This window comes from Bradyrhizobium sp. USDA 336, assembly GCF_044908355.1.
GTDB classification, from domain to species: Bacteria; Pseudomonadota; Alphaproteobacteria; order Rhizobiales; family Xanthobacteraceae; genus Bradyrhizobium; species Bradyrhizobium yuanmingense.
On record NZ_JBIYDC010000002.1, the window covers coordinates 4,095,018 to 4,118,988 of the forward strand.

19 protein-coding genes and 1 pseudogene are annotated in these 23,971 nt (G+C 65.4%); 10 read left to right on the forward strand and 10 right to left on the reverse strand.

What is annotated here, in order from left to right:
* Positions 1 to 13: 13 nt before the first annotated feature.
* A complete protein-coding gene (locus ABIA45_RS20120) occupies positions 14 to 1,192 on the forward strand; it encodes a cytochrome P450 (RefSeq protein ID WP_404653343.1) in 1,179 nt (392 codons plus the stop codon).
* Positions 1,193 to 1,222: 30 nt separating this feature from the next.
* Here ABIA45_RS20120 and ABIA45_RS20125 read toward each other — a convergent pair.
* A pseudogene (locus ABIA45_RS20125) lies at positions 1,223 to 1,943 on the reverse strand (hypothetical protein).
* Positions 1,944 to 2,228: 285 nt separating this feature from the next.
* Here ABIA45_RS20125 and ABIA45_RS20130 point away from each other — a divergent pair.
* From ABIA45_RS20130 to ABIA45_RS20145, 4 genes are all read left to right on the forward strand, one after another.
* A complete protein-coding gene (locus ABIA45_RS20130; RefSeq protein WP_271540491.1) occupies positions 2,229 to 3,152 on the forward strand; it encodes an ABC transporter ATP-binding protein in 924 nt (307 codons plus the stop codon).
* A complete protein-coding gene (locus tag ABIA45_RS20135) occupies positions 3,149 to 3,910 on the forward strand; it encodes an ABC transporter permease (RefSeq protein ID WP_126255290.1) in 762 nt (253 codons plus the stop codon). The genes ABIA45_RS20130 and ABIA45_RS20135 overlap by 4 nt, the downstream gene beginning before the upstream one ends.
* 163 nt (positions 3,911 to 4,073) lie before the next feature.
* Positions 4,074 to 4,883, forward strand: coding sequence for a L,D-transpeptidase (locus ABIA45_RS20140; RefSeq protein ID WP_404653345.1), 810 nt, complete (start codon positions 4,074 to 4,076; stop codon positions 4,881 to 4,883).
* Positions 4,884 to 4,921: 38 nt separating this feature from the next.
* Positions 4,922 to 5,917 carry a glycerophosphodiester phosphodiesterase gene (locus tag ABIA45_RS20145; protein WP_271540485.1) on the forward strand — a complete coding sequence of 332 codons (996 nt, stop codon included), beginning with the start codon at positions 4,922 to 4,924 and terminating at the stop codon, positions 5,915 to 5,917.
* Positions 5,918 to 5,933: 16 nt separating this feature from the next.
* On the opposite strand, the gene ABIA45_RS20150 is transcribed toward ABIA45_RS20145, so the two are convergent.
* Positions 5,934 to 8,213 (reverse strand): fused MFS/spermidine synthase, encoded by a 2,280-nt coding sequence (locus ABIA45_RS20150; protein WP_404653346.1) that lies wholly within the window; start codon positions 8,211 to 8,213, stop codon positions 5,934 to 5,936.
* A 230-nt stretch (positions 8,214 to 8,443) separates the two neighbouring features.
* Here ABIA45_RS20150 and ABIA45_RS20155 point away from each other — a divergent pair, with 230 nt between their 5' ends.
* Positions 8,444 to 10,054 carry a phytoene desaturase family protein gene (locus tag ABIA45_RS20155; RefSeq protein WP_404543347.1) on the forward strand — a complete coding sequence of 537 codons (1,611 nt, stop codon included), beginning with the start codon at positions 8,444 to 8,446 and terminating at the stop codon, positions 10,052 to 10,054.
* Positions 10,055 to 10,326: 272 nt separating this feature from the next.
* On the opposite strand, the gene ABIA45_RS20160 is transcribed toward ABIA45_RS20155, so the two are convergent.
* The gene (locus ABIA45_RS20160; protein ID WP_085968950.1) at positions 10,327 to 10,482 is read right to left on the reverse strand and encodes a Flp family type IVb pilin; all 156 of its coding nucleotides are present in this window, start codon (positions 10,480 to 10,482) and stop codon (positions 10,327 to 10,329) included.
* 162 nt (positions 10,483 to 10,644) lie between these two features.
* On the opposite strand from ABIA45_RS20160, the gene ABIA45_RS20165 reads away from it, so the two are divergent.
* Positions 10,645 to 11,532, forward strand: a complete 888-nt coding sequence (locus ABIA45_RS20165) for a 50S ribosomal protein L11 methyltransferase (RefSeq protein ID WP_157284762.1) — start codon at positions 10,645 to 10,647, stop codon at positions 11,530 to 11,532.
* 39 nt (positions 11,533 to 11,571) lie between these two features.
* On the opposite strand, the gene ABIA45_RS20170 is transcribed toward ABIA45_RS20165, so the two are convergent.
* Positions 11,572 to 11,751: a hypothetical protein gene (locus tag ABIA45_RS20170; protein WP_271540478.1), complete on the reverse strand. Its 180-nt coding sequence runs from the start codon at positions 11,749 to 11,751 to the stop codon at positions 11,572 to 11,574.
* Positions 11,752 to 11,938: 187 nt separating this feature from the next.
* Between ABIA45_RS20170 and ABIA45_RS20175 the strand changes: the two genes are divergently transcribed.
* Together ABIA45_RS20175 and ABIA45_RS20180 are read left to right on the forward strand one after the other, a co-directional pair.
* Positions 11,939 to 13,768 (forward strand): aminopeptidase P family protein, encoded by a 1,830-nt coding sequence (locus tag ABIA45_RS20175; RefSeq protein WP_404653348.1) that lies wholly within the window; start codon positions 11,939 to 11,941, stop codon positions 13,766 to 13,768.
* Between the two features lie 232 nt (positions 13,769 to 14,000).
* The gene (locus ABIA45_RS20180; RefSeq protein ID WP_404653349.1) at positions 14,001 to 15,275 is read left to right on the forward strand and encodes a multidrug effflux MFS transporter; all 1,275 of its coding nucleotides are present in this window, start codon (positions 14,001 to 14,003) and stop codon (positions 15,273 to 15,275) included.
* 160 nt (positions 15,276 to 15,435) lie between these two features.
* Here the strand turns inward: ABIA45_RS20180 and ppdK are convergent, their stop codons facing one another.
* Both ppdK and ABIA45_RS20190 read right to left on the reverse strand, forming a co-directional pair.
* Positions 15,436 to 18,351 carry a pyruvate, phosphate dikinase gene (gene ppdK, locus ABIA45_RS20185; protein ID WP_404653351.1) on the reverse strand — a complete coding sequence of 972 codons (2,916 nt, stop codon included), beginning with the start codon at positions 18,349 to 18,351 and terminating at the stop codon, positions 15,436 to 15,438.
* A 96-nt stretch (positions 18,352 to 18,447) separates the two neighbouring features.
* A complete protein-coding gene (locus tag ABIA45_RS20190) occupies positions 18,448 to 18,603 on the reverse strand; it encodes a DUF3096 domain-containing protein (protein WP_008562090.1) in 156 nt (51 codons plus the stop codon).
* Positions 18,604 to 18,828: 225 nt separating this feature from the next.
* Between ABIA45_RS20190 and ABIA45_RS20195 the strand changes: the two genes are divergently transcribed.
* Entirely contained in the window at positions 18,829 to 19,182 is a 354-nt protein-coding gene (locus tag ABIA45_RS20195) for a DUF1236 domain-containing protein (RefSeq protein WP_157284819.1), read from the forward strand.
* A gap of 248 nt (positions 19,183 to 19,430) precedes the next feature.
* On the opposite strand, the gene glyS is transcribed toward ABIA45_RS20195, so the two are convergent.
* The 4 genes from glyS to ABIA45_RS20215 form a co-directional block, all read right to left on the reverse strand.
* A complete protein-coding gene (gene glyS / locus ABIA45_RS20200; RefSeq protein ID WP_271540470.1) occupies positions 19,431 to 21,530 on the reverse strand; it encodes a glycine--tRNA ligase subunit beta in 2,100 nt (699 codons plus the stop codon).
* Complete coding sequence (locus ABIA45_RS20205) at positions 21,530 to 22,468, reverse strand: glycine--tRNA ligase subunit alpha (protein ID WP_157284768.1); 939 nt, start codon at positions 22,466 to 22,468, stop codon at positions 21,530 to 21,532. Before ABIA45_RS20205 ends, glyS begins: the two co-directional genes overlap by 1 nt.
* A gap of 185 nt (positions 22,469 to 22,653) precedes the next feature.
* On the reverse strand, positions 22,654 to 22,845 hold the full coding sequence (locus ABIA45_RS20210; protein WP_036006375.1) for a hypothetical protein: 192 nt from the start codon (positions 22,843 to 22,845) through the stop codon (positions 22,654 to 22,656).
* 104 nt (positions 22,846 to 22,949) lie between these two features.
* Positions 22,950 to 23,858: a S49 family peptidase gene (locus ABIA45_RS20215; RefSeq protein WP_157284769.1), complete on the reverse strand. Its 909-nt coding sequence runs from the start codon at positions 23,856 to 23,858 to the stop codon at positions 22,950 to 22,952.
* Between the last annotated feature and the right edge of the window lie 113 nt (positions 23,859 to 23,971).

Genomic DNA, 23,971 nt, shown 5'->3' on the forward strand with positions numbered 1-23,971 from the left:
TTCGGAGCTGACCATGAGCGGCATTGCATCCAGTCCGATCGATCCGTTCGCGCCCGGCTTTCTGACGGATCCCTATCCCGCCTATGAGGCGCTGCGCGCAATCGGGCCGGTGTTCGAAGTGGAGCGCTACGGCGTGTGGGCTATGGCCTGCAATGCCGAGGTCGAAGCGGCCCTGAAGGACTGGAAAACGTTCATCAGTGGCGAGGGCGTCGGGCTGAACGGGATGAACCCGGCGCTGCCAAAGCCGCTGACGCTGCAGATCGATCCGCCCGACCACGACAAGGGCCGCCGCGTGCTCGGCCGCACGCTGTCTCCGGGCGTCGCAAGGAAGCTGCGCGAGACGTTCCAGCGCGAAGCAGAGAGGAAGGTCTCGGAGCTGATCGACAAAGGCACGTTCGATGCCGTGACCGATCTTGCGGAAGCCTATCCGATGAAGGTGTTTCCGGACGCGATCGGCATCCGCGCCGATGGGCGCGAGAAGCTGCTCGCCTGGAGCACGTTCGTATTCAACAGCTTCGGCCCGGAGAACGAGATCCTCGCGGCGTCGCGGAAGGACGGTCTCGCGGCGCAGAGCTGGATCATGGAATGTTGTGCGCGCGATGCGCTACGGCCCGACAGCCTCGGCATGATGATCTACCAGGCGGCCGATGAGGGCGAGATCACCGAGCACGAGGCGACGCATCTGGTGCGGCCGTTCCTCACTGCCGGGATCGACACCACCGTCAACGGCATCGGCAATACCCTGCTCGCGCTCGCCACCCATCCGGACGAATATCGCAAGCTGCACGAGAAACCAGAGCTGGCACGCAACGCCTTCGAGGAAGGTCTGCGCTACGATTCACCGGTGCAGACGTTCTTTCGTACCACCTCGCGCGATGCCGAGATCGGCGGCGGCGTGATCCCGGCGCACCGTAAGGTGCTGCTGTTCATGGCCTCCGCCAATCGCGATCCCGCGCGCTGGGACAAGCCGGGCCGTTTCGACGTGGAGCGGGTTGCAACCGGCCATGTCGGCTTCGGCGCAGGCATCCACGCCTGCGTCGGCCAGATGATCGCGCGTCTGGAGGGCGAATTGATCTTCGGCGAGCTCGCAAGGCGCGTGAAGACGATCGAGTTCACGGCGGAGCCGAAGCGCAGGCTCAACAATTCCCTGCGCGGGCTGGAGAGCATGCCGGTTCGCGTGACGCCAGCTTAGGCGGCATCACGCGGCCGGATGCGCGACGGCTCAGTTCCGCGCCGGCGCCGTCGCCGCCGCAGCGCGCGCGGGCCGCGGTGCGCCGGGCTCGGCGACGGGAGCAGCCGGCGCGCGCGAGCGCATGATCGCGGCATTGATCTCGGCGATGACACGGCGCTGGATCGCCTCGTTCTTGTCGATCGAGACGTGGCCGACTCCGGTGCCGCGGACATCGACATTGTCGAGCTTGCCGCGGAACCCGGCCGCGGCCCGCACCGGCTCGCCGGGGCCGTCACCGATATAGATGTTGATGTAGCGTTCCGCGCCGGTCGAGAGCTTGGTTCTTGAACACGGAGTCGAGGCCGATCGCGAGCTTCACGGGCACGCCGAGTTGGTTGAGCTTGGCGATCATGTCGGGCAGCGCGGTCGCACCGGAGGAATGGCCGACCAGGATGATGGTCTTGAGCCGACCGGCCTTGTAGGCAGCCGCCGCTTCATCGGCGAGCGAGGACCAGGACACGAAATTGGCGACGGTCACCGGGATGCCCTGCGCCTGGAGGCGGGCGCCGATCGTGTCGAGGCCGAGCGAGAAGATGTTGAGCACGCCGCGGAGCAGATAGACATGCGTGGTCGCCGCCGCGGCCTGGCTCGGCGCGGCCTTGGCGGTGGTCGGGCTGATGGCAACAGCTGACAGCAGGAGCAGGCCCATCGCCCAAACACGGAGGGCGGACAATTGGCTGGCGCCGGCGGTGTGACGGCCGTTCGGTCTCATCGATCTTTTCCCTGGAGACAATACGCTTCGCGATTGGCCGGAATCGTAGCCACGGCGCGCTCGCAGACGCAACAAAGAGGCGCGTGAGCGCCAATCTTAGCAGCAAGCCGTGACCATCGCGCAACACTTGCCCGGAACATGCCGCTAAAGCGCCTGTTTTGAGACCATTTTTCTCCGGGGAATTGCGGAGGGACAATGGCGTTCCTATTTCAGGGCTCCGCCGACCTGTCCTCCTGGATGGTCCGGCCCCTCCCCCAGCCTTTGCTCCTCAGCCTTGCGGCCATCATGTCTTCCATCATTTCCGTCGCCAATCTGTCGAAGACCTATGGGTCCGGCTTCAAGGCACTCAAGAACGTCAATCTCGACATCAAGCGCGGCGAGATTTTTGCGCTGCTCGGCCCCAACGGCGCCGGCAAGACCACGCTGATCTCGATCATCTGCGGCATCGCCAATCCGAGCGAGGGCCGCGTCCTGGTCGGCGGCGAGGACATCCAGGCCTCCTACCGCAAGGCGCGCTCGCTGATCGGCCTCGTGCCGCAGGAATTGCACACCGACGCCTTCGAGAGCGTGTGGGCGACCGTGAGCTTCTCCCGCGGCCTGTTCGGCAAGCCGAAGAACCCCGATCACATCGAGAAGGTGCTGAAGGCCCTCTCGCTGTGGGACAAGAAGGACAACAAGATCATCACGCTCTCGGGCGGCATGAAGCGCCGCGTGATGATCGCCAAGGCATTATCGCACGAGCCGCAGATCCTGTTCCTGGACGAGCCGACCGCCGGCGTCGACGTCGAGCTGCGCAAGGGCATGTGGGAGGTGGTGCGCGGGCTTCAGCAATCCGGCGTCACCATCATCCTCACCACGCATTACATCGAGGAAGCCGAGGAGATGGCCGACCGCATCGGCGTCATCAACAAGGGCGAGATCGTGCTGGTCGAGGACAAGACGACCTTGATGCAGAAGCTCGGCAAGAAGCGGCTGACGCTGCATTTGCAGAACAAGGTCTCGTCGTTGCCGGAAAGCCTCAGCCATTACGAGCTCGAGCTCTGCGACGGCGGCGCGACGCTGGTCTACGATTACGACACCCAGGGCGAGCGCACCGGCATCACCAGCCTGCTCGGCGACCTCCGCACCGCCGGCATCCGCTTCAACGACCTCGACACGACGCAATCGTCGCTCGAGGACATCTTCGTCGACCTCGTGAGGACGTCATGAACCACCGCGCCATCCGAGCCATCTACCTGTTCGAAATGGCGCGCACCTGGCGGACGCTGCTGCAAAGCATCGTCTCGCCCGTGGTCTCGACTTCGCTCTATTTCGTGGTATTCGGCGCCGCGATCGGCTCGCGCATCAGCGAGGTCGAGGGCGTCAGCTACGGCACCTTCATCGTGCCGGGCCTGATCATGCTCTCGGTGCTGACGCAGAGCATCGCCAACGCCTCGTTCGGCATCTACTTCCCGAAATTCACCGGCACGATCTACGAGATCCTGTCGGCGCCGATCTCCTATTTCGAGATCGTGCTCGGCTATGTCGGCGCCGCCGCCACCAAGTCGATCATCCTCGGCCTGATCATCCTGGCAACCGCCGGCCTGTTCGTGCCGCTGCACATCCAGCATCCGGTCTGGATGTTGACCTTCCTGGTGCTGACGGCGGTGACGTTCAGCCTGTTCGGCTTCATTATCGGCATCTGGGCCGACGGGTTCGAGAAGCTGCAGATGATTCCGATGCTGGTGGTGACGCCGCTCACCTTCCTCGGCGGCAGCTTCTATTCCATCGACATGCTGCCGCCGACCTGGCGCACGGTCGCGCTGCTCAATCCGGTCGTCTATCTGATCTCCGGCTTTCGCTGGAGCTTTTACGAGATCGCGGACGTCAGCGTGTCCGTCAGCATCGGCATGACGCTGGCCTTCCTGGTGATCTGCCTGGTCGTGATCTGGTGGATTTTCCGAACCGGCTACCGGCTCAAGAACTGACCACGCGGCGCTCGCGAAAATGTCAGCGCCGCCGGCCGGCGCGGCACAAAGCGGCCTTGCTTACGCCTGCCATCACGTTAACGATGGACAGGCTGGCCGCTGGAACCAACGCCGGGCTGCAGGCATAATGCACGCCGGGGGACGGAGAGCCGCGGCGCTAAGCATGAACAGGCCGGAGGCCAGAAGTCAGATGCGTTCGTTTTTTATTGCTTTCACATCCCTGATGCTTTTGAGCGCGGGCACCGCGCAGGCCAAGGTCGAGATCACCGTCGACAAGGACAACCAGCAGATGACCGTCGCCGTCGACGGGGTCGCGCGCTACCGCTGGCCGGTGTCGACCGGCCTCCCCTCGCGCGAGACGCCGAACGGCGCCTTCCGGGCCTTCCGCATGGAAGAGGATCACTACTCCAAGGAATTCGACGACGCGCCGATGCCGCACGCGATCTTCTTCACCAAGGTCGGGCACGCCATCCACGGCACCGACTCGGTCGGCCGGCTCGGCTGGCCGGCATCCCATGGCTGCGTGCGCCTGTCGCGTCAGAATGCCTCGACGCTCTATGCGCTGGTACAGCAGCAGGGCGTGCTCAACACCACGGTGACGCTGACCGGCTCGGCACAGGTGGCGCTGGCGCGCAATCCGCGCGGCCGCAACAACACTGCGGTGGCCCGCGCCCCGCAGCCGGCCGAAGACCAATACGCGACCACCGGCGCCCCCGTGGACCTGACCCCGCCGGCGCAGCCCGCGCGGCGCTACATGCCGCAGGACGACAATTACATCTACCCGGCCGACGGCAGCGACACCGGCGCGCGCTATCCGGCGCCGCGCTCGGCCACCCGCCCGCTCTACGACGCGCAGGTCTATCAGCAGCAGCCGCGGCCCTATTACGACCAGGGCTACGGCCAGCAGGGCTATTACTATCAGCCGCAGCCGCGGCAGGTTTATCAGCCGCGCGGCTACTACTATCAGAACTGACGCGACGACCATCAACCGCCTTGAACCGTCGAGGCACCATGCCATCACGTGCCACGACAATCCCGGTGCTGCTCTCGCTGCTCACTGCCGGACAAGCCATGGGATCTGATTTGGCCTTCGACCTCGAGGCGCATCGCGGCGGGCGGGCGCTGCTGCCGGAAAACACCCTGCCCGCCTTCGCCCATTCGCTGACGATGGGCGTGGACACGCTGGAGCTCGACGTCGGCGTCACCGCCGACGGCGAAGTGATCGTCGCGCATGAGCGCGGGCTCAATCCCGATCTCGCACGGCGGCCCGATGGCGCCTACATCGCTCCGCCCGGCACGCCGTTCGTGAAATTGCGGCTCGACGAGATCAGGACCTATGACGTCGGCCAGATTCGGCCGGACAGTGCCTATGCGAAACAATTTCCGGACCAGCGTGCCGTCCCTGGGACTCGCATTCCCACCTTGCGCGAGCTGTTCGCGCTGGTGCGCAAGTCCGGCAACAGGCAAGTGCGCTTCAACATCGAGACCAAGATCGATCCGAACCGTCCCGATGAAACGCTTGATCCGCAAGAATTCGTCGCGAAGCTGTTCGGGGTGATCGAGACCGAGGGAGTCTCCGATCGCGTCATGATCCAGTCGTTCGACTGGCGAACCTTGCGTCGCGTCCAGCAGCAGGCGCCGAACATCCCGACCGCGTACCTGACGATCCAGCGCGGCCTGGCTCCGACGGTAGCGCTCGACAAGGCGACAAACTGGACGGCGGGGTTCAACCCGGCCGATCACGCCGGCTCGCTGCCGCGCACGATCAAGGCTGCGGGCGGCGCGATCTGGTCGCCCTATTTCGGCGACGTGACCGCTCCTCTGGTTTCGGAGGCCCACGCGCTCGGACTGCGCGTCGTGGTCTGGACGGTGAACAAGCGCGAGGACATGACGCGCATGATCGAGCTCGGCGTCGACGGCATCATCTCGGACAGGCCGGATCTATTACGAGAGGTGGCCGGCGCTAAGGGAATTGCGCTGCCGGTGGGGACGCCCGTGGCGCCTTAGGCCGCGCTCGTGTCCCCTACTCCCCATTCTTCCAACGCCGATACAGCGCGCCCAGGATGTTCGAATAGTCATCGGTCCAGACTCGCACCCTGTCGTCGGCTTCGGTCTGTTCCCATTGCTTGGAGGACGCGAGCCTGCCGATGTCGGCCTCCTCGCGCGCGGAGATGACGACGTCGGTGGAGAAGATGTAGTCACCATCGCGCCCGGAATCCTCGTTGAAGACCCAGCTCTTGAGATCATTGGCGTCCGCGATACCGACGACGACGGTTTCGAGATCCAGATGCCGGTTCGAGACGTGCATCACCACGGCACCGTGCGGCGCGAGCTTGTCCTTGTAGATCTTCATCGCCTCTTCGGTCGCAAGATGGATCGGGATCGCGTCGGACGAATAGGCGTCCACGATGACGAGATCATAGGCGCCGTCGGGCTCCTTGGCGAAGGTGAGGCGCGCATCGCCGATGACAGGCTTCATGTCCGGCATGCAGCTCGAGATGTAGCGGAAATTCCTGGGATCACGCGCCGCATCGACCATGGACTGGTCGATCTCGAAAAAGGTCCAGTCCTCCCCCCGCTCGGCGGCGCAGGCGAGCGTGCCGGAGCCGACGCCGATCGCGGCGACCTTCAGCGGCGCGCCCTTACGCTCGCGGATCGCGCTGACCGCCTGACCGATGCCGCCGTCCTTGTGATAATAGGTGATCGGCTCGGGCCGGCCGGTCACAGGCGTGCCGTCATTGTTGCGGAAGCGCTCGGCGCCATGAATGGTGGTGCCGTGCATCAGCACGTGGAAATAACCGCCGGGCGTCACGACGATCTTGTGCACGCCGAAGAAGCTGCGCACGGTCGTGACGCGGCCCTCGTCCGCGGGATAAACGCGGATCAACGCCAGCGCCAGCGCGACGGTGGCAAAGATCTTCCAGCGTCCGGCATTGAGGATCAGCGCGAGCAGCGCGGCGAGCACGCCGACGGCGCCGGCGACCCAGACGCGATGATCCTCGAACCAAGTCAGGAGGCCGCCGGTCGTGTATGACGGCGCGATGAGCGCCACCGCGATCGCGGCGAGCGCCAGCCAGTACCATTTGACGATTGCGGCCAGCCGCTCATTCGCGGACGGACGGCACAGCGCGGCAAGCGCGATCAGAATCGGATATTCGGCGATCCACGAGAAGGTGAAGGGCGCAACCAGCCCCGCGAACAAGCCACCGACCATGCCGCCCAATGACAGCGCGACATAGAATCCGGTGAGATATTTTGCGGCCGGCCGCGTCCGCGCCAGCTCGCCGTGGCAGGCCATGGCGATGACGAAGAAGCAGAGTTGATGTCCGCCGAGCGTCAGCAGCAGGTTCTGCTCGCCGCCGAAAGCCAGCAGGACGACGACGCCGGCGATCGCGACCGGCTGGAGCATCAGCATCCATTTGTGCGGCAGCAGCGGCCGCGACTGGAACACGACGACCCAGGTCAAGAGGTAAAGCGACAGCGGCAGCACCCACAAAAGCGGCGCCGCCGCGACGTCGGTCGAGATGTGCGCGGTGACGGCGATGAGCAGACCCGAGGGCACTGCGGCGAGGAAGATCCAGCGCAGCCGCGTCAAGAGGCCGGGCGCGGGTGCATTCACGTCCTCGGCCCGCGTGTCGGTCAGCGCCAGCTTCGGCGAACGCAACATCAGCACGCCGCAGGCGCCGATGAGGAGTATCAGCAGGCCATAGCCACCGGTCCAGAACCGGTTCTGCATCTGAAGCGTGAACATCGGCTCCAGCAGGAACGGATAGGACAACAGCGCAAGGAAGCTGCCGATATTGGAGGAGGCGTAGAGGAAATAGGGATCATGCCCGGCCGGGTGGCCGGTGCGGACAAACCAGGCCTGCAGCAGCGGATTGTTCGCGGCGAGCGCGAAGAACGGCAGCCCGATCGAGACCGCGAACAGGGCGAGCAGCCAGACCGCGTAGCCCGAAGCCGGCGGCTCGCCATAGGCGGAGGCGATGCCGAGCGGCAGCGTGGCGAAGGCGGCGAACAGCAGCACCAGATGTACCGCGACGGGGACGATCCGGTTCCGCGCCTGCATCAGCAGATGCGCATAGGCATAGCCGGCCAGCAGCAGCGACTGGAAGAACACCATGGCCACCGACCACACCGCCGGCGAGCCGCCGAGCCGCGGCAGCACCATCTTGGTGAACAGCGGCTGCACCGAGAACAGCAGGAGCGCGCTGACGAAGATCGCAGCGGTGTAGATCGTCAGCAGCAGCCGGTTGCGCGACGACGACGGCTGCTCCGTGGCGGCGGGTTGCACGATCGAATCCATGAATGCTCCGGCTCAAACCCCGGCGGGCGCCGGATCGCGCGCAATGGAGCACAAGGCGCCTGGACGGGCAATAAAGTGTGGCGTGATGTTGCAGCAAGGAATGCCTGATATAGAGATGTCGTTCCGGTACGATGCGCAGCATCGAACCCGGAACCTCGAGATTCTCCGGTGCGGAGCCCGCACCATAGTTCGGCTCTGCCGAGTAGCGCCGGAATGACGCCAAGGAAGTCATGACCGATACCGACGTCATCATCATCGGCGCGGGCCACAACGGCCTCACCTGCGCGACCTATCTGGCGATGGCGGGCCTGCGCGTGCGCGTGGTCGAACGGCGCAAGGTGGTCGGCGGTGCCGCGGTGACGGAGGAGTTTCACCCCGGCTTTCGCAATTCTGTCGCCGCCTACACCGTCAGCCTGCTCAATCCGCAGGTGATCCGTGACCTCAAGCTCGCTGAGCAGGGCCTGCGCATCGTCGAGCGGCGTGCGCAGAATTTTCTGCCCGCGCCGGACGGCAGCTATCTCCTCACCGGCGAGGGGCGAACGAAAGCCTCGGTGGCGCGGCTCAGCGCGCATGATGCGGAAGCGCTCGACGGCTTCGCGCGCGAGCTGGAAGACATTGCCGACGTGCTCAGGCGGTTCGTGCTGCGCGCGCCGCCGAACCTGCTCGACGGTTTTGGCACCAACGCGATCCGCGAGGCCGTGAACGCTTTGCAGAGCGCCAACATTCTCCGCGGCCTGACGCTGGAACAGAGCCGCAGCCTGCTCGATCTGTTCACGCGTTCGGCCGGCGAGATGCTGGACGAACGTTTCGAGCACGATCTGGTCAAGGCGCTGTTCGGCTTCGACGCCATCGTCGGCAACTATGCCAGCCCCTACGCCGCCGGCTCGGCCTATGTGATGCTGCATCACGCGTTCGGGGAGGTGAACGGCAAGAAGGGCGTGTGGGGCCACGCCATCGGCGGCATGGGCGCGATCACGCAGGCGATGGCGCGCGCGGCGCGCGACCGCGGCGTCGCGATCGACACGGATGCCGGTGTGCGTGAGATCATCGTCGAGCGCGACCGCGCCGTCGGAATCGTGCTGGAGAACGGCTCTGCGATCCGCGCGAAATATGTGGCGGCCAACGTCAATCCAAAGCTGCTCTACACGCGCTTGATCGCGGCCGATGCTCTGCCTGCGGACTTCCTCGCCCGCATCCGGCATTGGAAGAATGGCTCCGGCACCTTCCGGATGAATGTGGCGCTGGACCGCCTGCCCTCCTTCACGGCGCTCTCAGGCGAGGGCGATCACCTCACCTCCGGCATCATCCTGGCGCCGAGTCTGGGCTATATGGACCGTGCCTGGCTCGACGCGCGCGCCCAGGGCTGGAGCCGCGAGCCCGTGGTGGAGATGCTGATCCCCTCGACGCTCGACGACACGCTGGCCCCGCCCGGCAAGCATGTCGCGAGCCTGTTCTGTCAGCATGTCGCCCCAGGGCTTCCCGATGGAAGGTCCTGGGACGACCATCGCGAAGAGGTCGCCGATCTCATGATCGCGACGGTGGACAAATATGCCCCGGGTTTTGCGGCGAGCGTGCTCGGCCGCCAGATCCTGTCTCCGCTCGACCTCGAGCGGCAATTCGGGCTGCTCGGCGGCGACATCTTCCACGGCGCGCTGACATTGAACCAGCTGTTCTCGGCGCGGCCGATGCTGGGCCACGCCGATTATCGCGGGCCGCTGAGAGGCCTCTACCATTGCGGATCCGGCGCCCATCCAGGCGGCGGCGTCACCGGCGCGCCCGGCCATAACGCCGCGCAGGCGATCCTGCGGGATCACCGCGCCCTGTTCGGGAGCCGTGGATAGGACTGTGGATTGGTTGTGGGCAGGCTGTCGAAAGGCCTGTGAGCGGCCAGAGGAGGCCTGGGCGATACGGCCAGGAGCGATCCTGGGGAAAGCCGGTGGGAAATCGGCGGGGCGATCAGGGGAAAAGTGGTGGATAAAGTCCGGACAAGCAGGCGGATAAGCTGTGAAGTCGGGCGGCAAAAACGACCTCGCCCGCCAGGGGGAATCCCCAGCGGGCGGTGATCAGGAACAGCCTTAAGAAAGTAGCCCCCGCTGGGAAATGGCGGCGGAAATTACTTCAAGGAGGTGCTAATCGAAGTGAACTTCTCGTTCATGGTGGTGCCCAGGCCGTTCACCACGGTAATGATCGCCAGGGCGATACCCGCGGCGATCAGGCCGTATTCGATCGCGGTTGCACCGGACTCATCCGACCAGAACTTCTGAATCATGCGCTTCAAGACTCGCCTCCGTTTCAATTCCAAGCTGCGTGGACTTGCTTGTACATCCGAAAATATACGGGCACACACTGCAGGCGCGTTAATGTGGGAACCTCAACTTGTCCGAAAACTGGGCACCAAAAGTTCCAAAAATTGAACTCAACGGAACCCTGAATGCAGCCTTCCCCGACCCATCGCGCCAGCTTTTCGATCGGCAGCGAAGCCGACGCCAAGCGCGTCGTCGACGTGCTCACCGAGGTCTTTTTCGACGGCGATGCGGCGGTCGCCGCGTTCGAGCGGCCTGACGGACGCTGGGACGTCACGTTGCATTTCGCCGCAGCGCCCGATCAGGCATGGCTGCGCGAACTCGTTGCAACTTCAGCAGGAAATGAGATCGCGGCGACGCTCGTCTTCGATACTGTCGAAGCCAAGGACTGGGTCAAGGCCAGCCTTGAAGATCTCGTCCCGGTGCCGGCCGGCCGCTTCGTCGTGCACGGCAGCCACGATCGCGACCGTGTGGCGCCGAACAAGCTCGCCATCGAGATCGAGGCGGCGCTCGCGTTCGGCACGGGTCACCATGGCACGACGCGCGGCTGTTTACTTCTGCTTGACCATGTCCTGAAGAGCTCCCGCCCGAGGAGCCTGCTCGATCTCGGCACAGGCACGGGCGTGCTGGCGATCGCGGCGGCGAAGGCGCTGCATCGCGCGGTGCTGGCTTCCGACATCGATCCGCCATCGGTCCGGGTGGCCGCCGAGAACGCCACGCTGAACGAAGTTGGCAACCATGTGCGGGTGATCCGCGCGACCGGCTTTGCCGCGCCGGATTTTGCGCGTGCAGGCCCGTTCGACCTGGTGCTCGCCAATATCCTTGCCAATCCGTTGCGGCAATTGGCGAGCCCGATGACGCAGCACCTTGCGCCTGGCGCCCGCGTCATCCTCTCCGGCCTCTTGACGCACCAGGCGCCCGCCGTGATCGCCGCCTACCGCGCCCGCGGCCTCGTGCCGGTGAAGCATCTGCGCATCGAGGGGTGGAGCAGTCTGCTGCTGAGGAAGGTGGGATGAACTAACCGCGTCGCGACGGCGGTGCGCTCCCTTGCCGCGCTACTCGGCCGGCTTCTCGTCGCGGCGTGACGCGCGCTTGCCCCGCAAGGCGCGTTTGGCGCGGCGCTCGGCGAAACGGTCGATCATCTGGCTGATGAGGCCGCGCGGCTTCTTCGGTACTGCCGCTGTCGGAGCGCGGCGCGCCGGCGGCGAAATCTTCTCAAAGGTGAACGCTGGCATTGTGTGTCCCCTCGCCGTTGAGATGAACCACCCGCTCGAATTTCCCTGTTATCCGGACGAAGCGCAACTGCCACATCCTTTACTCCACTCAATTCGAATGGAACTATTTCAAGCACAGTCCATGCCAGATGCGACGCAAATGCGTCTACATTGCGGACTGATCTCCATGATCCTAAAGTGATCCACCATGTTCGAAGCGCACTTCCAGACATTCGAGGAGCCGGAGGCCGGCGTCGCCTTGGCGGCACGACTGGCCGCACTTCGCGAAGAACTTGCCCGTCGCAAGTTGACCGGCTTCGTCGTGCCACGTGCCGACCAGCAGCAGAACGAATATGTGCCGCCATCGGAAGAGCGGCTCGCCTGGCTGACCGGCTTTACCGGCTCGGCGGGACTGGCCGTGGTTCTGCCGCAGGAGGCTGCGCTGTTCGTCGACGGCCGCTACACGCTGCAGGCGGCCAAGCAGGTCGATGCCAAGGCATGGGTAGTGGAATCGCTGATCGATCCGCCGCCGGAGAGCTGGGTGGCGGCGCATCTGAAAGCCGGCGACCGCCTCGGATTTGATCCGTGGCTGCACACTTTTTCGGCAGCCGAACGATTGTCCGCCGCCTGCGCCAAGGCCGGGGCCGAGTTGGTCGCGATCGACAGCAATCCGATCGACGCGATCTGGCAGGACCGGCCGCAGCCGCCGCTCGCTCCCGTCGCGGTGCACAGCCTTCAGCACGCCGGTATCACTGAAGCGGAGAAGCTGACCCAGATCAGGGCCGAGATCGCCAAGCTCGGCACCGATGCCTTGGTGCTGTCGGACAGCCACGCAGTGGCCTGGACCTTCAACATCCGCGGCGCCGACGTCGCCCATACGCCGCTGCCCCTGTCCTACGCGCTGGTGCCGAAGGACGGCCGTCCCACGATCTTCATCGACCACCGCAAGCTCTCCAACCTCACACGCGACCATCTCGAGCAGTCCGCCGACGTGCGCGAACCGGACGCCATGGCGCCGACGCTGATGGCGCTGGCCAAGAGCGGTGCGGCCATTGCGCTCGACAATGCCACAGCGGCCGACGCACTCAGCCGCCTGATCAGCGGGGCCGGCGGCAAGCCGGTGCGCGGCAGCGATCCTGTTGCACTGCTGAAGGCGGTCAAGAACGCGACCGAGATCAAGGGCACCAAGACGGCTCACGTGCGCGACGCCGTGGCGCTGGCGCGCTTCCTCGCATGGATCGATCGCGAGGCGCCAAGCGGCAAGCTCACCGAGATCGACGCGGTCGAGGCGCTGGAGACCTTCCGCCGCGACACCGGCGCGCTCAGGGACGTCTCGTTCCCGACCATCTCCGGCACCGGCCCGAACGGCGCCATCGTGCATTACCGCGTCACCCGCAAGAGCAACCGGCGGATCGCGCCCGGCGATCTCCTGCTGATCGATTCCGGCGCGCAATATGAAGACGGCACCACCGACGTCACGCGCACCATGGCGGTAGGCGAGCCGACGGATGAGATGCGCGACCGCTTCACCCGCGTGCTGCGCGGCCACATCGCGATCGCGCGCGCCGTCTTTCCGGACGGCACCACGGGCGCGCAACTCGACACGCTGGCGCGGCAACATCTCTGGGCCGTCGGGCTCGATTTCGAGCACGGCACCGGCCACGGCGTCGGCAGCTATCTCTCGGTGCACGAAGGACCGGCGCGAATTTCGAAGCTCGGCACCACGCCGCTGAAGCGCGGCATGATCCTGTCCAACGAGCCCGGCTACTACAAGACCGATGGCTTCGGCATCCGCATCGAGAACCTCGAGCTGGTCGTCACCGCCGACATTGAGGGTGCCGAGAAGCCGATGAACGCGTTCGAGACGCTGACCCTGGCGCCGATCGACCGCCGCCTGATCGATGTCGCGATGCTGAGCCGCGACGAGCTCGATTGGCTGAACGCGTACCATGCGCGCGTCAGGGACGACGTGCGGCCGGCGCTGGACGAGGCGACGAAGACCTGGCTCGATCAGGCCACGGCGGAGCTGAAGCTCTAATTCCGTCATAAGACTGCCTGCGTAGGGTGGGCAAAGCATCCGCTGCCGCTCGAAGAGCGGAGGCGGATGCGTGCCCACCATCCATCTCCGCGTGACGGCAGCAATGGTGGGCACGCCGCGCAAAGAGCGCGTCTTTGCCCACCCTACAGGCCCAGCGCCTTGACGCGTCGCGCATAGCCGTATGCCGAAATGAGCGTATTCGCTCGCAACGCGATGCGGCTAGTGTCCGGCGATGCACGGCATCATCAGCAAGCCGCCCGAAGCGGCCGGCAACCTCGCGACCTCGCGCCTGGTGTTGCTGCTGCTGGTGGTGATGACCGGGGTCGCACCGATCTCGCTCTACATCCTGGTTCCGGCGCTGCCGGTGCTGGCGACGGATTTCGGCAGCGACATCTCGATCGCGCAGATGACGGTGTCGCTCTACATGGTCGGCATCGCGCTGTCGCAGCTGATCATGGGCCCGCTGTCGGACCGGTTCGGGCGGCGCCCGGTGCTGCTCGGAGGACTTGCACTGATGGTGGCGGCCAGCGTCGCCTGCATTTTCGCCGAGACCCTGCCGCAGCTGATTGCCGCACGTTTCTTCCAGGCGCTCGGCGGCGCATCCGGCATGGTGATCAGCCGGGCCATCATCCGCGACATCTACGAGCGCGACCGCGTCGCCTCGATGATCAGCCTCGTGGTCGCGGCGCTGATGATCGGGCAGATGGTCTCGCCGCTCACCGGCGGCCTGATCGAGACCGCGTTCGGCTGGCGTGCGATCTTCTATGCTATCACCATCGCCGCCATCGTCGTTGCCGTCGGGATCGCCTTGGCGTTGCCTGAGACCCGCCGCAGCCGCGCCGCCGGCAGCGGCTTCCGCGGCGATATCGGCATGCTCATCCGCAACCGCGCCTTTGTCGGCTATGTGATGTGCCAGGTGCTGGCGTCCCAGATCATCTTCACCTTCGCCGGTGGCGGGCCCTACATCGTGGTGACGCAGATGGGCCGCAGCAGCGCCGAATACGGCGCCTGGTTCGCGACGACGGGCTTTGCGTTTCTGGTCGGCAACCTGCTCTGCGTGCGCTTTGCGCCGCGCCACTCACTGGAGAAGCTGATCTGGTTCGGGCTCGCCCTGCAGCTCTGCGGCAGCCTTGCGAACCTGCTCTGGAGCTTCGTCGGCTTGAACGAGGCGCCCGCCTGGCTGTTCGGCACCCATATGATCGTGATGGCCGGCAATGCCTTCGTGATGGCGAATTCCGCCGCCGGCGCCATCAGCATCCGTCCCGAAGCGGCCGGCACCGCCTCGGGCGCGATGGGCTTCCTGCAGCAAGGCATTGGCGCGCTGATGTCGCAGTTCGGCGCCTATCTCGGCGGCCACTCCGCAACGACGCTGCCGCTGACCTCCGCGGTTCTCGCGATCTCGATCCTTTGCGCCTGCGTGATGATGTTCGTCGTGCCCCGCCGCGAGGCGGTGCCGAGCGCGGCGCTGATCGGGCAGGCCGAGGAGGATGAGACGGGGATGATGTGAGGAGCGCCGAGTAGAGTCCCTCTGCGGAACTATTCTGGATTGCTTCCGGGGCTTCGGCGGACAAGTCGCTACGCTCGCAATGACGACGCGGAGAGAGCAGTGCCAAAAATGAGAGGCGGGGTTGGGCCCCGCCTCTCTCAACTCAAGTCTGTGCTTCGGCTTACGCCTGGCTCGCGATCGTCTTGCCGAGCGCGGCCTGCGCCGCTGCAAGCCGCGCGATCGGCACGCGGTAGGGCGAGCAGGAGACGTAGTCGAGACCGATATGGTGGCAGAAGGCGACGGAGGCAGGATCGCCGCCGTGCTCGCCGCAGATGCCGACCTTGAGCGAAGTGCGGGTCTTGCGGCCGCGGGCGACGCCGATCTTGACCAGCTCGCCGACGCCTTCCTGATCGAGGGAGATGAAGGGATCGACCGTGAGGATGCCCTTCGCCACATAGGGACCGAGGAAGCTCGCCGCGTCGTCGCGGCTGATGCCGTAGGTCGTCTGCGTCAGGTCGTTGGTGCCGAACGAGAAGAACTCGGCCGACTGCGCGATCTCGCCCGCGAGCAGGCAGGCGCGCGGCAGCTCGATCATGGTGCCGACCTGATAGGCCAGCTTGGTGTTGGTCTCGCGCATCACGGCCTGTGCGGTGGCATCGATCCGTGCCTTGACCAGGTCGAGCTCGGCCTTGGTCGCGATCAGCGGCACCATCACCTCGAGGCCGACGGCCTTGCCGGTGCGCTTCTGCGCCTCGACCGCCGCCTCGAAGATCGCGCGGGCCTGCATCTCGGCGATCTCGGGATAGGCGATCGCGATGCGGCAGCCGCGGAAGCCGAGCATCGGGTTGAACTCCGAGAGCTCGCGGGCGCGGTCGGCGAGGCGCCGCGGGTCGGTGTTCATGGCGCGCGCCACTTCCTCGACCTCGGCATGGGTGTGCGGCAGGAATTCATGAAGGGGAGGATCCAGAAGCCGGATCGTGACGGGCAGGCCCTTCATGATCTCGAACAGCTCGACGAAGTCGGCGCGCTGCATCGGCAGCAGTTTTGCCAGCGCGGCGCGGCGCGACTGCTCGTCCTCGGAGAGGATCATCTCGCGCACCGTGCGGATGCGCGTCTCCTCGAAGAACATGTGCTCGGTGCGGCAGAGGCCGATGCCTTCCGCGCCGAACTTGATCGCCGTGCGCGCGTCGTCCGGCGTGTCGCCGTTGACGCGGACGCCGATCTTGCGGACCTGGTCGGCCCAGTTCATCAGCGTGCCGAACTCGCCGGACAGCTCCGGCTCGATCATCGGCATGCGGCCGGCGAGCACCTGGCCGAGCGAGCCGTCGATGGTGATGACATCACCGGTCTTGAAGGTGCGCGAGCCGATGCTCATGGTGCCGCGGCCGTAATCGACGCGGATGGTGCCGCAGCCGGAGACGCAGGGCTTGCCCATGCCGCGCGCGACCACCGCCGCGTGCGAGGTCATGCCGCCGCGCGTGGTCAGGATGCCTTCGGCGGCGTGCATGCCGTGGATGTCTTCCGGGCTGGTCTCGATGCGGACCAAAATCACCTTGCGTCCGTCGCCCTGAAGCTTGGCCGCCTCGTCCGAGGAGAACACGATCTCGCCGGAGGCCGCACCCGGCGAAGCCGGCAGGCCGGTCGCGATCACGTCGCGCTTGGCGTTGGGATCGATGGTCGGATGCAGGAGCTGGTCGAGCGAGGCCGGATCGATCCGCGTCACCGCTTCCTTCTTCGAGATCAGGCCCTCATTGGCGAGCTCGACCGCGATGCGCAGCGCCGCCTTGGCAGTGCGCTTGCCGCCGCGGGTCTGGAGCATCCAGAGCTTACCCTGCTCGACGGTGAACTCCATGTCCTGCATGTCGCGGTAGTGCTTCTCGAGCAGCGTGTAGATCCGCGTCAGCTCCTTGAAGGCTTCCGGCATCGCCGCTTCCATCGACGCCTTGTCGGAGCCCGACTCCTTGCGCGCCTCCTCGGTGATGTCCTGCGGCGTGCGGATGCCCGCGACCACGTCCTCGCCCTGCGCGTTGATCAGGAACTCGCCGTAGAGCTTGCTCTCGCCGGTCGAGGGGTTGCGGGTGAAGGCAACGCCCGTGGCCGAGGTCTCGCCCATGTTGCCGAACACCATGGCCTGCACGTTGACCGCGGTGCCCCAGGATTCCGGAATGTCGTGCAGCTTGCGGTAGGTCACCGCGCGCGCGTTCATCCAGGATGAGAACACCGCGCCGATCGCGCCCCAGAGCTGGTCGTGCGGATCCTGCGGGAATTCCTTGCCGGTCTCGCGTGCGACCGCGTCCTTGTACTTGCCGACCAGCTCGACCCAATCTTCGGCCGACAGATCGGTGTCGAGCGTGTAGCCCTGACTGTCCTTGAAGGTGTCGAGGATCTCCTCGAAATGATGATGCTCGAAGCCGAGCACCACGTCGGAATACATCGTGATGAAGCGGCGATAGCTGTCATAGGCGAAACGGCGGTCGCCCGACAGCTCGGCCAGCGCTTCCACGGTCTGGTCGTTGAGGCCGAGATTGAGCACGGTGTCCATCATGCCCGGCATCGAGGCGCGCGCGCCGGAGCGCACCGAGACGAGCAGCGGGTTCCTGGTGTCGCCGAACACCTTGCCGGTCAACTTGCCGACATAGTCGAGCGCCTTCTCAACCTGCGGCTTCAGTTCCTTCGGGTAGGTCTTGTCGTGCTCGTAGAAATAGGTGCAGACCGAGGTCGGGATGGTGAAACCCGGAGGCACCGGCAGGCCGAGATTGGCCATCTCGGCGAGGTTGGCGCCCTTGCCGCCGAGCAGGTCGCGCATTTCCGTCCGGCCCTCGGCCTTGCCGTCACCGAACGTGTAGACCCATTTGCCGGCCTTGGCCGCTGCCGGCGCCGCCTTGGCAGGCACAACCTTCTTCGGCGTAGGCTTCGCGGCAACCTTCGGCGAAGCCGCCTTGGTCATTGCCTTTGCCACCGGCTTTGCAGTGGGTTTGGCGACCGGCTTCGGCGCGCTCTTGGCCAGCGCCTTGCGGGCCGCCGGCGCGGCCTTCGCCTTGGCGGAGGGCTTTGATTTCGCTGCAGTTTTAGAAGGCTTCGAGGCGGCTTTGGCCATAGCTTGCACACAACCTGCGAGAGGAATGGGAAATCGCGGGCCTTACACCACTTTGGGCGGGCCCGCGCAAGACGGACAGTTCCGAAAAGTGAACGCCTAGAAGCGGAGCCACTTCAGGAGCCCGAGCCCGATCGCGCCGTTGACGATGAGGAAGATCGCGACGATGAGGTTGAGGAGCCGCGGCATGATCAGGATGAGCACGCCCGCAATCAACGACAGGATCGGCGAAATGTGGGCGACGGTGATGTGCATGAACTATCTTTCTGTGGAGGTGAGGCGAATCGCGCGCGGATCATAACCGGCCAAGTTCCGGGAGTAGAGATGCGCAAGAATGGCTACGAGTTCCCCACCTCACGAAAACTGCCCGAAATTGCCGCGAATGCGGCAGACCTTTTGCCGGAACATTGGCTTTCGGCATGCATTGGCAACCGGTCGCGCCATTGGCGCGTCAGAAGATTCAAGTCGAAGGAGTTGTCCATGCGGAACAGGATTCTTGCTCTCGCAGCGCTCGCCGTCGCGATCGGCGCGCCCCTTGCGGCGCAGGCGCAAAGCAGCGTCACAGTCGGACGCGCGCCCGCCGTGGTCGACGGTGCTCCGACCATTGCCGTCGAACAGCGGCCCGCCTTCCGCGAATATGTCGTTGAACAACGTGTTCCGCCCTTCCGCATTCCGGATCGCGTGGTGGTCGGTGCCACCTTACCCGAAGTCGGCGTCACCTATTATGACGTGCCGCAACGTTTCGGCGCCACGACCTATCGCTACACCGTCGTGAACGGCGAAACCGTGCTGGTCGAGCCGCGGTCGCGTCGCATTGTCGAGGTGCTGGACTAAACACGCTGCCGCTCCATTCGATGTCCGGCGCGTCACATCAGGCTGGCGCGAGCAGTGTTAAATCGGACATCAGGCCCCGCCCGGTCCTCCCCCCGCCGGGCGGGGCATTTTTGCGCTCTGTCATTCTGGGCGCGCGAAGCGCGAGCCCGGAATCCATCGGGCCGCAGCGCGTGAGGGGGAATAGATTCCGGGCTCGCGCCAAGGGGCGCGCCCCGGAATGACGGTGGCGCTTGTAGCGCGGCCGCGCCTCAATCCTGGATCTTCGAGAAATCCGCGACCGCGCGCGTGGCGCTGCGGATTTCGTTCAGGAGCTTCAGGCGGTTCTCGCGCACCTTGGCATCGTCGTCGTTGACGCGCACCTTGTCGAAGAACGCATCCACCGGCGGGCGCAGCTTCGCCATCGCGCTCATGGCGGCAGCGAAGTCCTCCCTGGCCACGGCGGCGCCGGCTTCCGCCTTGACCTCGCCGATCGCCTTTGCGAGCGCTTTTTCCTCAGCGAGGCTGTAGAGCGCGGCATCGGGCACGCCGTCGAAGCTGCGCTTGTCCTTCTTCTCCTCGATCGCCAGGATGTTGCTGGCGCGCTTGGTGCCGGCGAGCAGGTTCTTGCCGTCGTCAGTGTCGAGGAATTTCCCGAGCGCCTCGACGCGGCGGACAATCATCAGGAGATCGTCCTGCCCGCCGAGCGCGAACACGGCGTCGACGAGATCGTGCCGTGCGCCCTGCTCGCGAAGCTGGACTTTCAGGCGATCGGCAAAGAAGGCCAGTAGATCGCTCGGGAGCTGCGAGGCATCGGTCGGCTTCACCGACAAGCCGGCGAGCGCGGATCCCGCCACCTTCATGAGCGACAGACGCAGCGCGTTCTCGGCAATCAATCGGATCACACCGAGCGCTGCGCGACGCAACGCATACGGATCCTTGCTGCCGGTCGGCTTCTCGTCGATCGCCCAGAACCCAACCAGGGTATCGATCTTGTCCGCGAGCGCCACGGCAACGCTGACCGGATCGGTCGGAACGCGATCAGCAGGCCCTTGCGGCTTGTAGTGCTCCTCGCTAGCCGCGGCGACGGAGGCGTCCTCGCCCTGCGCCAGCGCATAGTACTTCCCCATCAGGCCCTGCACTTCAGGGAATTCGCCGACGACTTCCGTCAGCAGATCCGCCTTGGCGAGCTGCGCCGCGCGCGTCGCCTTGGCGACATCGGCGCCGACCAGCGGCGCGATCTCCGCAGCAAGCCGCTCGATGCGCTTGATGCGCTCCGCCTGCGTGCCGAGCTTCTCATGGAACACGATCTGCTCGAACTTCGGCAGCCGGTCCTCGAGCTTGGTCTTGAGGTCCGTCTCGTAGAAGAACTTCGCATCCGATAGCCGCGCCCGGATGACGCGCTCGTTGCCGGCGATGATGGTTTTGCCACCGTCGGTCGCCTCGATATTGGCGACCAGGATGAACTTGCTCGCGAGCTTGCCCGTCTTGGGGTCGCGCACCACAAAGCACTTCTGGTTGTTGCGGATGGTGGCGCGGATGACTTCGTCGGGAGTCTTCAAGAACTCCGGCTCGAACGAGCCCATCAGCACGACCGGCCATTCGACCAGGCCGGCGACCTCATCGAGCAGGTTCTGGTCCTCGACCAGCTCAAAACCTTGCGCGAACGCGAGCTGCTTGGCGTCGGTGAGAATGGCGTCCTTGCGGCGCTCGGCGTCGAGCACCACTTTCGCGGCAAGAAGCTTGGCCTCGTAGTCCTCGAAGCGGCGCACGGAGATCGGCGCCGGCGCGAGGAAGCGGTGGCCATAAGTGGTCTGGCCGCTCTCGATGCCGTCGACCTCGAACTTGATGACATCGGGCTCTTCGGTCTCGGGGCCGAAGGTCGCGGTGATCGCGTGCAGCGGACGCACCCAGTTCAGCGAGCCGGGCTTGCCGGAACGCGCGCCCCAGCGCATCGATTTCGGCCACGGGAAGGCGCGAATGATGACAGGCAGGATCTCGGCGAGCACGTCGATCGCGTCGCGGCCGGGCTTCTCGATCAAGCCGATGTAGAAATCACCCTTGGGGTCGCGCTGGATTTTTGCTTCGTCCAGCGACTTCAATCCTGTCGCTTTCAGGAAGCCCTGCACGGCCGCATCGGGCGCGCCGACCTTGGGTCCGCGCCGCTCGGTCTTCAAGTCAGGCTGGCGCGCAGGGATGCCGTGCACGGTGAGCGCAAGGCGGCGCGGCGTCGCGAAGGCCTTTGCGCCCTCATAGACCAGGCCTTCGGCAACCAGCTTGTCGGTGACCATGCGGCGCAGATCGTCCGCCGCCTTCGCCTGCATGCGCGCGGGAATCTCTTCGGAAAACAGTTCAAGCAAAAGATCGGGCATCAGGCCGCTCCGCCCGCTTCAGTGTGGATCCAGGCCTCGCCACAAGCTTTTGCCAGCTCGCGCACGCGCAGAATGTAGCTCTGCCGTTCGGTCACGGAGATCACGCCGCGGGCATCGAGCAGGTTGAAGACGTGGCTCGCCTTGATGCACTGGTCATAGGCCGGCAGTGCCATCAGGTGCTGTTTCCGGTTGCCGCCGTCGCGCCAGCCGGCATCGAGATATTTTCTGCAGGCAGCTTCCGCCATCTTGAACTGTTCGAACAGCATCGCGGTGTCGGCATATTCGAAATTGTGCCGCGAATATTCCTGCTCGGCCTGCAGGAACACGTCGCCATAGGTGACCTTGGCATCGCCCTCGCGGCCGTTGAAGTTGAGGTCGTAGACGCGGTCGACGCCCTGCACATACATCGCGAGGCGCTCGAGCCCGTAGGTGAGCTCGCCCGCGACCGGCGCGCATTCGAAGCCGGCGACCTGCTGAAAATAAGTGAACTGGCTGACTTCCATGCCGTCGCACCAGCACTCCCAACCGAGGCCCCAGGCGCCCAGCGTCGGGCTCTCCCAATCGTCCTCGACGAAGCGGATGTCGTGCACGGCGGAATCGATGCCGATCGCGGCGAGCGACTTCAGGTACAGCTCCTGAAGGTTCGGCGGCGACGGCTTCATGATCACCTGGAACTGGTAATAATGCTGCATCCGGTTCGGGTTCTCGCCGTAACGGCCGTCCTTGGGCCGGCGCGAGGGCTGCACATAGGCCGCATTCCACGGCTTTGGCCCGAGCGCGCGCAGCGTGGTCGCCGGATGGAAGGTGCCCGCGCCCATTTCCATGTCGTAGGGCTGCAGGATCACGCAGCCCTGCTCGGCCCAGAACCGCTGGAGCGCGAGGATGAAGCCCTGGAACGAGCGTTCCGGGCGCATATGGGCGGGCAATGAGGCGTCCATCGTCAGATCGGGCTCTCGCGGGGGGTTTTGAATCGCGCGGGACCGTATCGACGGCGGGGATGGGAATCAAGGCGAAGGGGGCCGGATTCGGGCGTCATTCCGGGGCGCCCGCAGGCCGTGGTTCGGATGGATTCCGGGTTCTCGCTTCGCGAGCCCCGGAATGACGAACGCGTGGAGGTGTGCCCTTAACCCGGCCGGTAAGCTCCGGTCACGGGGTCACGCTTCAGCGTCTGGATATCCCCCATGCGGGCGGCCTCGGTGACGCGCGACAGGCGCATCTCCTCAAGCTCCTGGTTGATTCGGATGGCGGTCTTGTAGGCCCAGCGGACCACGGCAAGCCCGCCCAGGACGCCCGCGAAAGCGACGAACGGCGGCATCGGTCGATCCTCGTCTCATGCTCAGCCCCCACACGCATTGTCGCGCAGATGGACCTGCGCCGCAATTGGTGCCGCCCGGACGAAATGGCGCGGGAGCGCGAGACCTAGAACCCGAATTTCGCCCAAATCGCCCGCGTCTCGACTGCCGAGATCAGCTCGTCCGGCAGCCCGGCCATCGATTCCAGAGCCGAAAGCTGCCCCGCGCCGGGCGATTTCCGGCCCAAAAGGCCGGAGAGCAGCCCGGTCGGCTGCGCGATCACGGGGGTGAGAACCTTCTCGCCATAGCGGGAACGAAGAGTTGAGCGGAGATCGCCGATGCTGTCGGCGAGCCCCAGCGCGATCGCGCTGTCCCCCGCCCAGTATTCGCCCGTGAACAGCGTATCGTCGGCTCCCTTCAGCCGGGCGCCGCGGCTTTCCTTGACCAGCGCGATGAAGATCTGGTGGATCTCGCGCTGGATCGCCTTCAGCCTCATGACATCGTCAGGGTTTTCCGGAAGGAACGGGTCGAGCATCGCCTTGTGCTCGCCCGAGGTGTAGAGGCGCCGCTCGATGCCGAGCCGCCTGATCGCCTCCTGAAAACCGAAACTGCCGCCGACCACGCCGATCGAGCCGAGGATCGAGGAGGGATCGCAGATGATCTCGTTGCCCGCGCAGGCGATCATGTAACCGCCGGAGGCCGCGACGTCCTCGACGAACACGAGCACCGGCAGCTTCTTCTCCGCGGCGAGCTGCTTGATGCGCAAGTAGATCTGGCGCGACTGCACCGGCGAGCCGCCGGGCGAGTTGATCACCAGCGCCACGGCCTTGGCGTGCCGATAGGAAAACGCGCGCTCGAGCACCCGCGAGACGCCGGCAAGCGTCAGGCCCGGACGCAGCGGCGTCACCGCACCGATCACACCGGACAGTCGCACCACAGGCACGACCGCCGTGCCGGGACGAAAGCGCGCCGGCAGGTATTGCATGAGCTTGTCGGCCAGGCCGGAACTCTCACGATCGTTCAATTGTTCGGCCATGGCCTTACCTCTGATTAACCATTTCTTATCACGCGAGTGTCATTGAAAGTGCCAGGAACGTGTTTTGCAGAATTCGCGTTGGGAAGCTGCAATACGCAGCGGAAGGAAACGCC

Excerpts from the sequence above, each read along its gene's own strand:
- ABIA45_RS20120 (WP_404653343.1), top strand. The coding sequence starts at position 14 with ATGAGCGGCATTGCATCCAGTCCGATCGATCCGTTCGCGCCCGGCTTT.
- ABIA45_RS20130 (WP_271540491.1), top strand. The coding sequence starts at position 2,229 with ATGTCTTCCATCATTTCCGTCGCCAATCTGTCGAAGACCTATGGGTCC.
- ABIA45_RS20135 (WP_126255290.1), top strand. The coding sequence starts at position 3,149 with ATGAACCACCGCGCCATCCGAGCCATCTACCTGTTCGAAATGGCGCGC.
- ABIA45_RS20140 (WP_404653345.1), top strand. The coding sequence starts at position 4,074 with ATGAACAGGCCGGAGGCCAGAAGTCAGATGCGTTCGTTTTTTATTGCT.
- ABIA45_RS20145 (WP_271540485.1), top strand. The coding sequence starts at position 4,922 with ATGCCATCACGTGCCACGACAATCCCGGTGCTGCTCTCGCTGCTCACT.
- ABIA45_RS20150 (WP_404653346.1), bottom strand. The coding sequence starts at position 8,213 with ATGGATTCGATCGTGCAACCCGCCGCCACGGAGCAGCCGTCGTCGTCG.
- ABIA45_RS20155 (WP_404543347.1), top strand. The coding sequence starts at position 8,444 with ATGACCGATACCGACGTCATCATCATCGGCGCGGGCCACAACGGCCTC.
- ABIA45_RS20160 (WP_085968950.1), bottom strand. The coding sequence starts at position 10,482 with ATGATTCAGAAGTTCTGGTCGGATGAGTCCGGTGCAACCGCGATCGAA.
- ABIA45_RS20165 (WP_157284762.1), top strand. The coding sequence starts at position 10,645 with ATGCAGCCTTCCCCGACCCATCGCGCCAGCTTTTCGATCGGCAGCGAA.
- ABIA45_RS20170 (WP_271540478.1), bottom strand. The coding sequence starts at position 11,751 with ATGCCAGCGTTCACCTTTGAGAAGATTTCGCCGCCGGCGCGCCGCGCT.
- ABIA45_RS20175 (WP_404653348.1), top strand. The coding sequence starts at position 11,939 with ATGTTCGAAGCGCACTTCCAGACATTCGAGGAGCCGGAGGCCGGCGTC.
- ABIA45_RS20180 (WP_404653349.1), top strand. The coding sequence starts at position 14,001 with ATGCACGGCATCATCAGCAAGCCGCCCGAAGCGGCCGGCAACCTCGCG.
- ppdK (WP_404653351.1), bottom strand. The coding sequence starts at position 18,351 with ATGGCCAAAGCCGCCTCGAAGCCTTCTAAAACTGCAGCGAAATCAAAG.
- ABIA45_RS20190 (WP_008562090.1), bottom strand. The coding sequence starts at position 18,603 with ATGCACATCACCGTCGCCCACATTTCGCCGATCCTGTCGTTGATTGCG.
- ABIA45_RS20195 (WP_157284819.1), top strand. The coding sequence starts at position 18,829 with ATGCGGAACAGGATTCTTGCTCTCGCAGCGCTCGCCGTCGCGATCGGC.
- glyS (WP_271540470.1), bottom strand. The coding sequence starts at position 21,530 with ATGCCCGATCTTTTGCTTGAACTGTTTTCCGAAGAGATTCCCGCGCGC.
- ABIA45_RS20205 (WP_157284768.1), bottom strand. The coding sequence starts at position 22,468 with ATGGACGCCTCATTGCCCGCCCATATGCGCCCGGAACGCTCGTTCCAG.
- ABIA45_RS20210 (WP_036006375.1), bottom strand. The coding sequence starts at position 22,845 with ATGCCGCCGTTCGTCGCTTTCGCGGGCGTCCTGGGCGGGCTTGCCGTG.
- ABIA45_RS20215 (WP_157284769.1), bottom strand. The coding sequence starts at position 23,858 with ATGGCCGAACAATTGAACGATCGTGAGAGTTCCGGCCTGGCCGACAAG.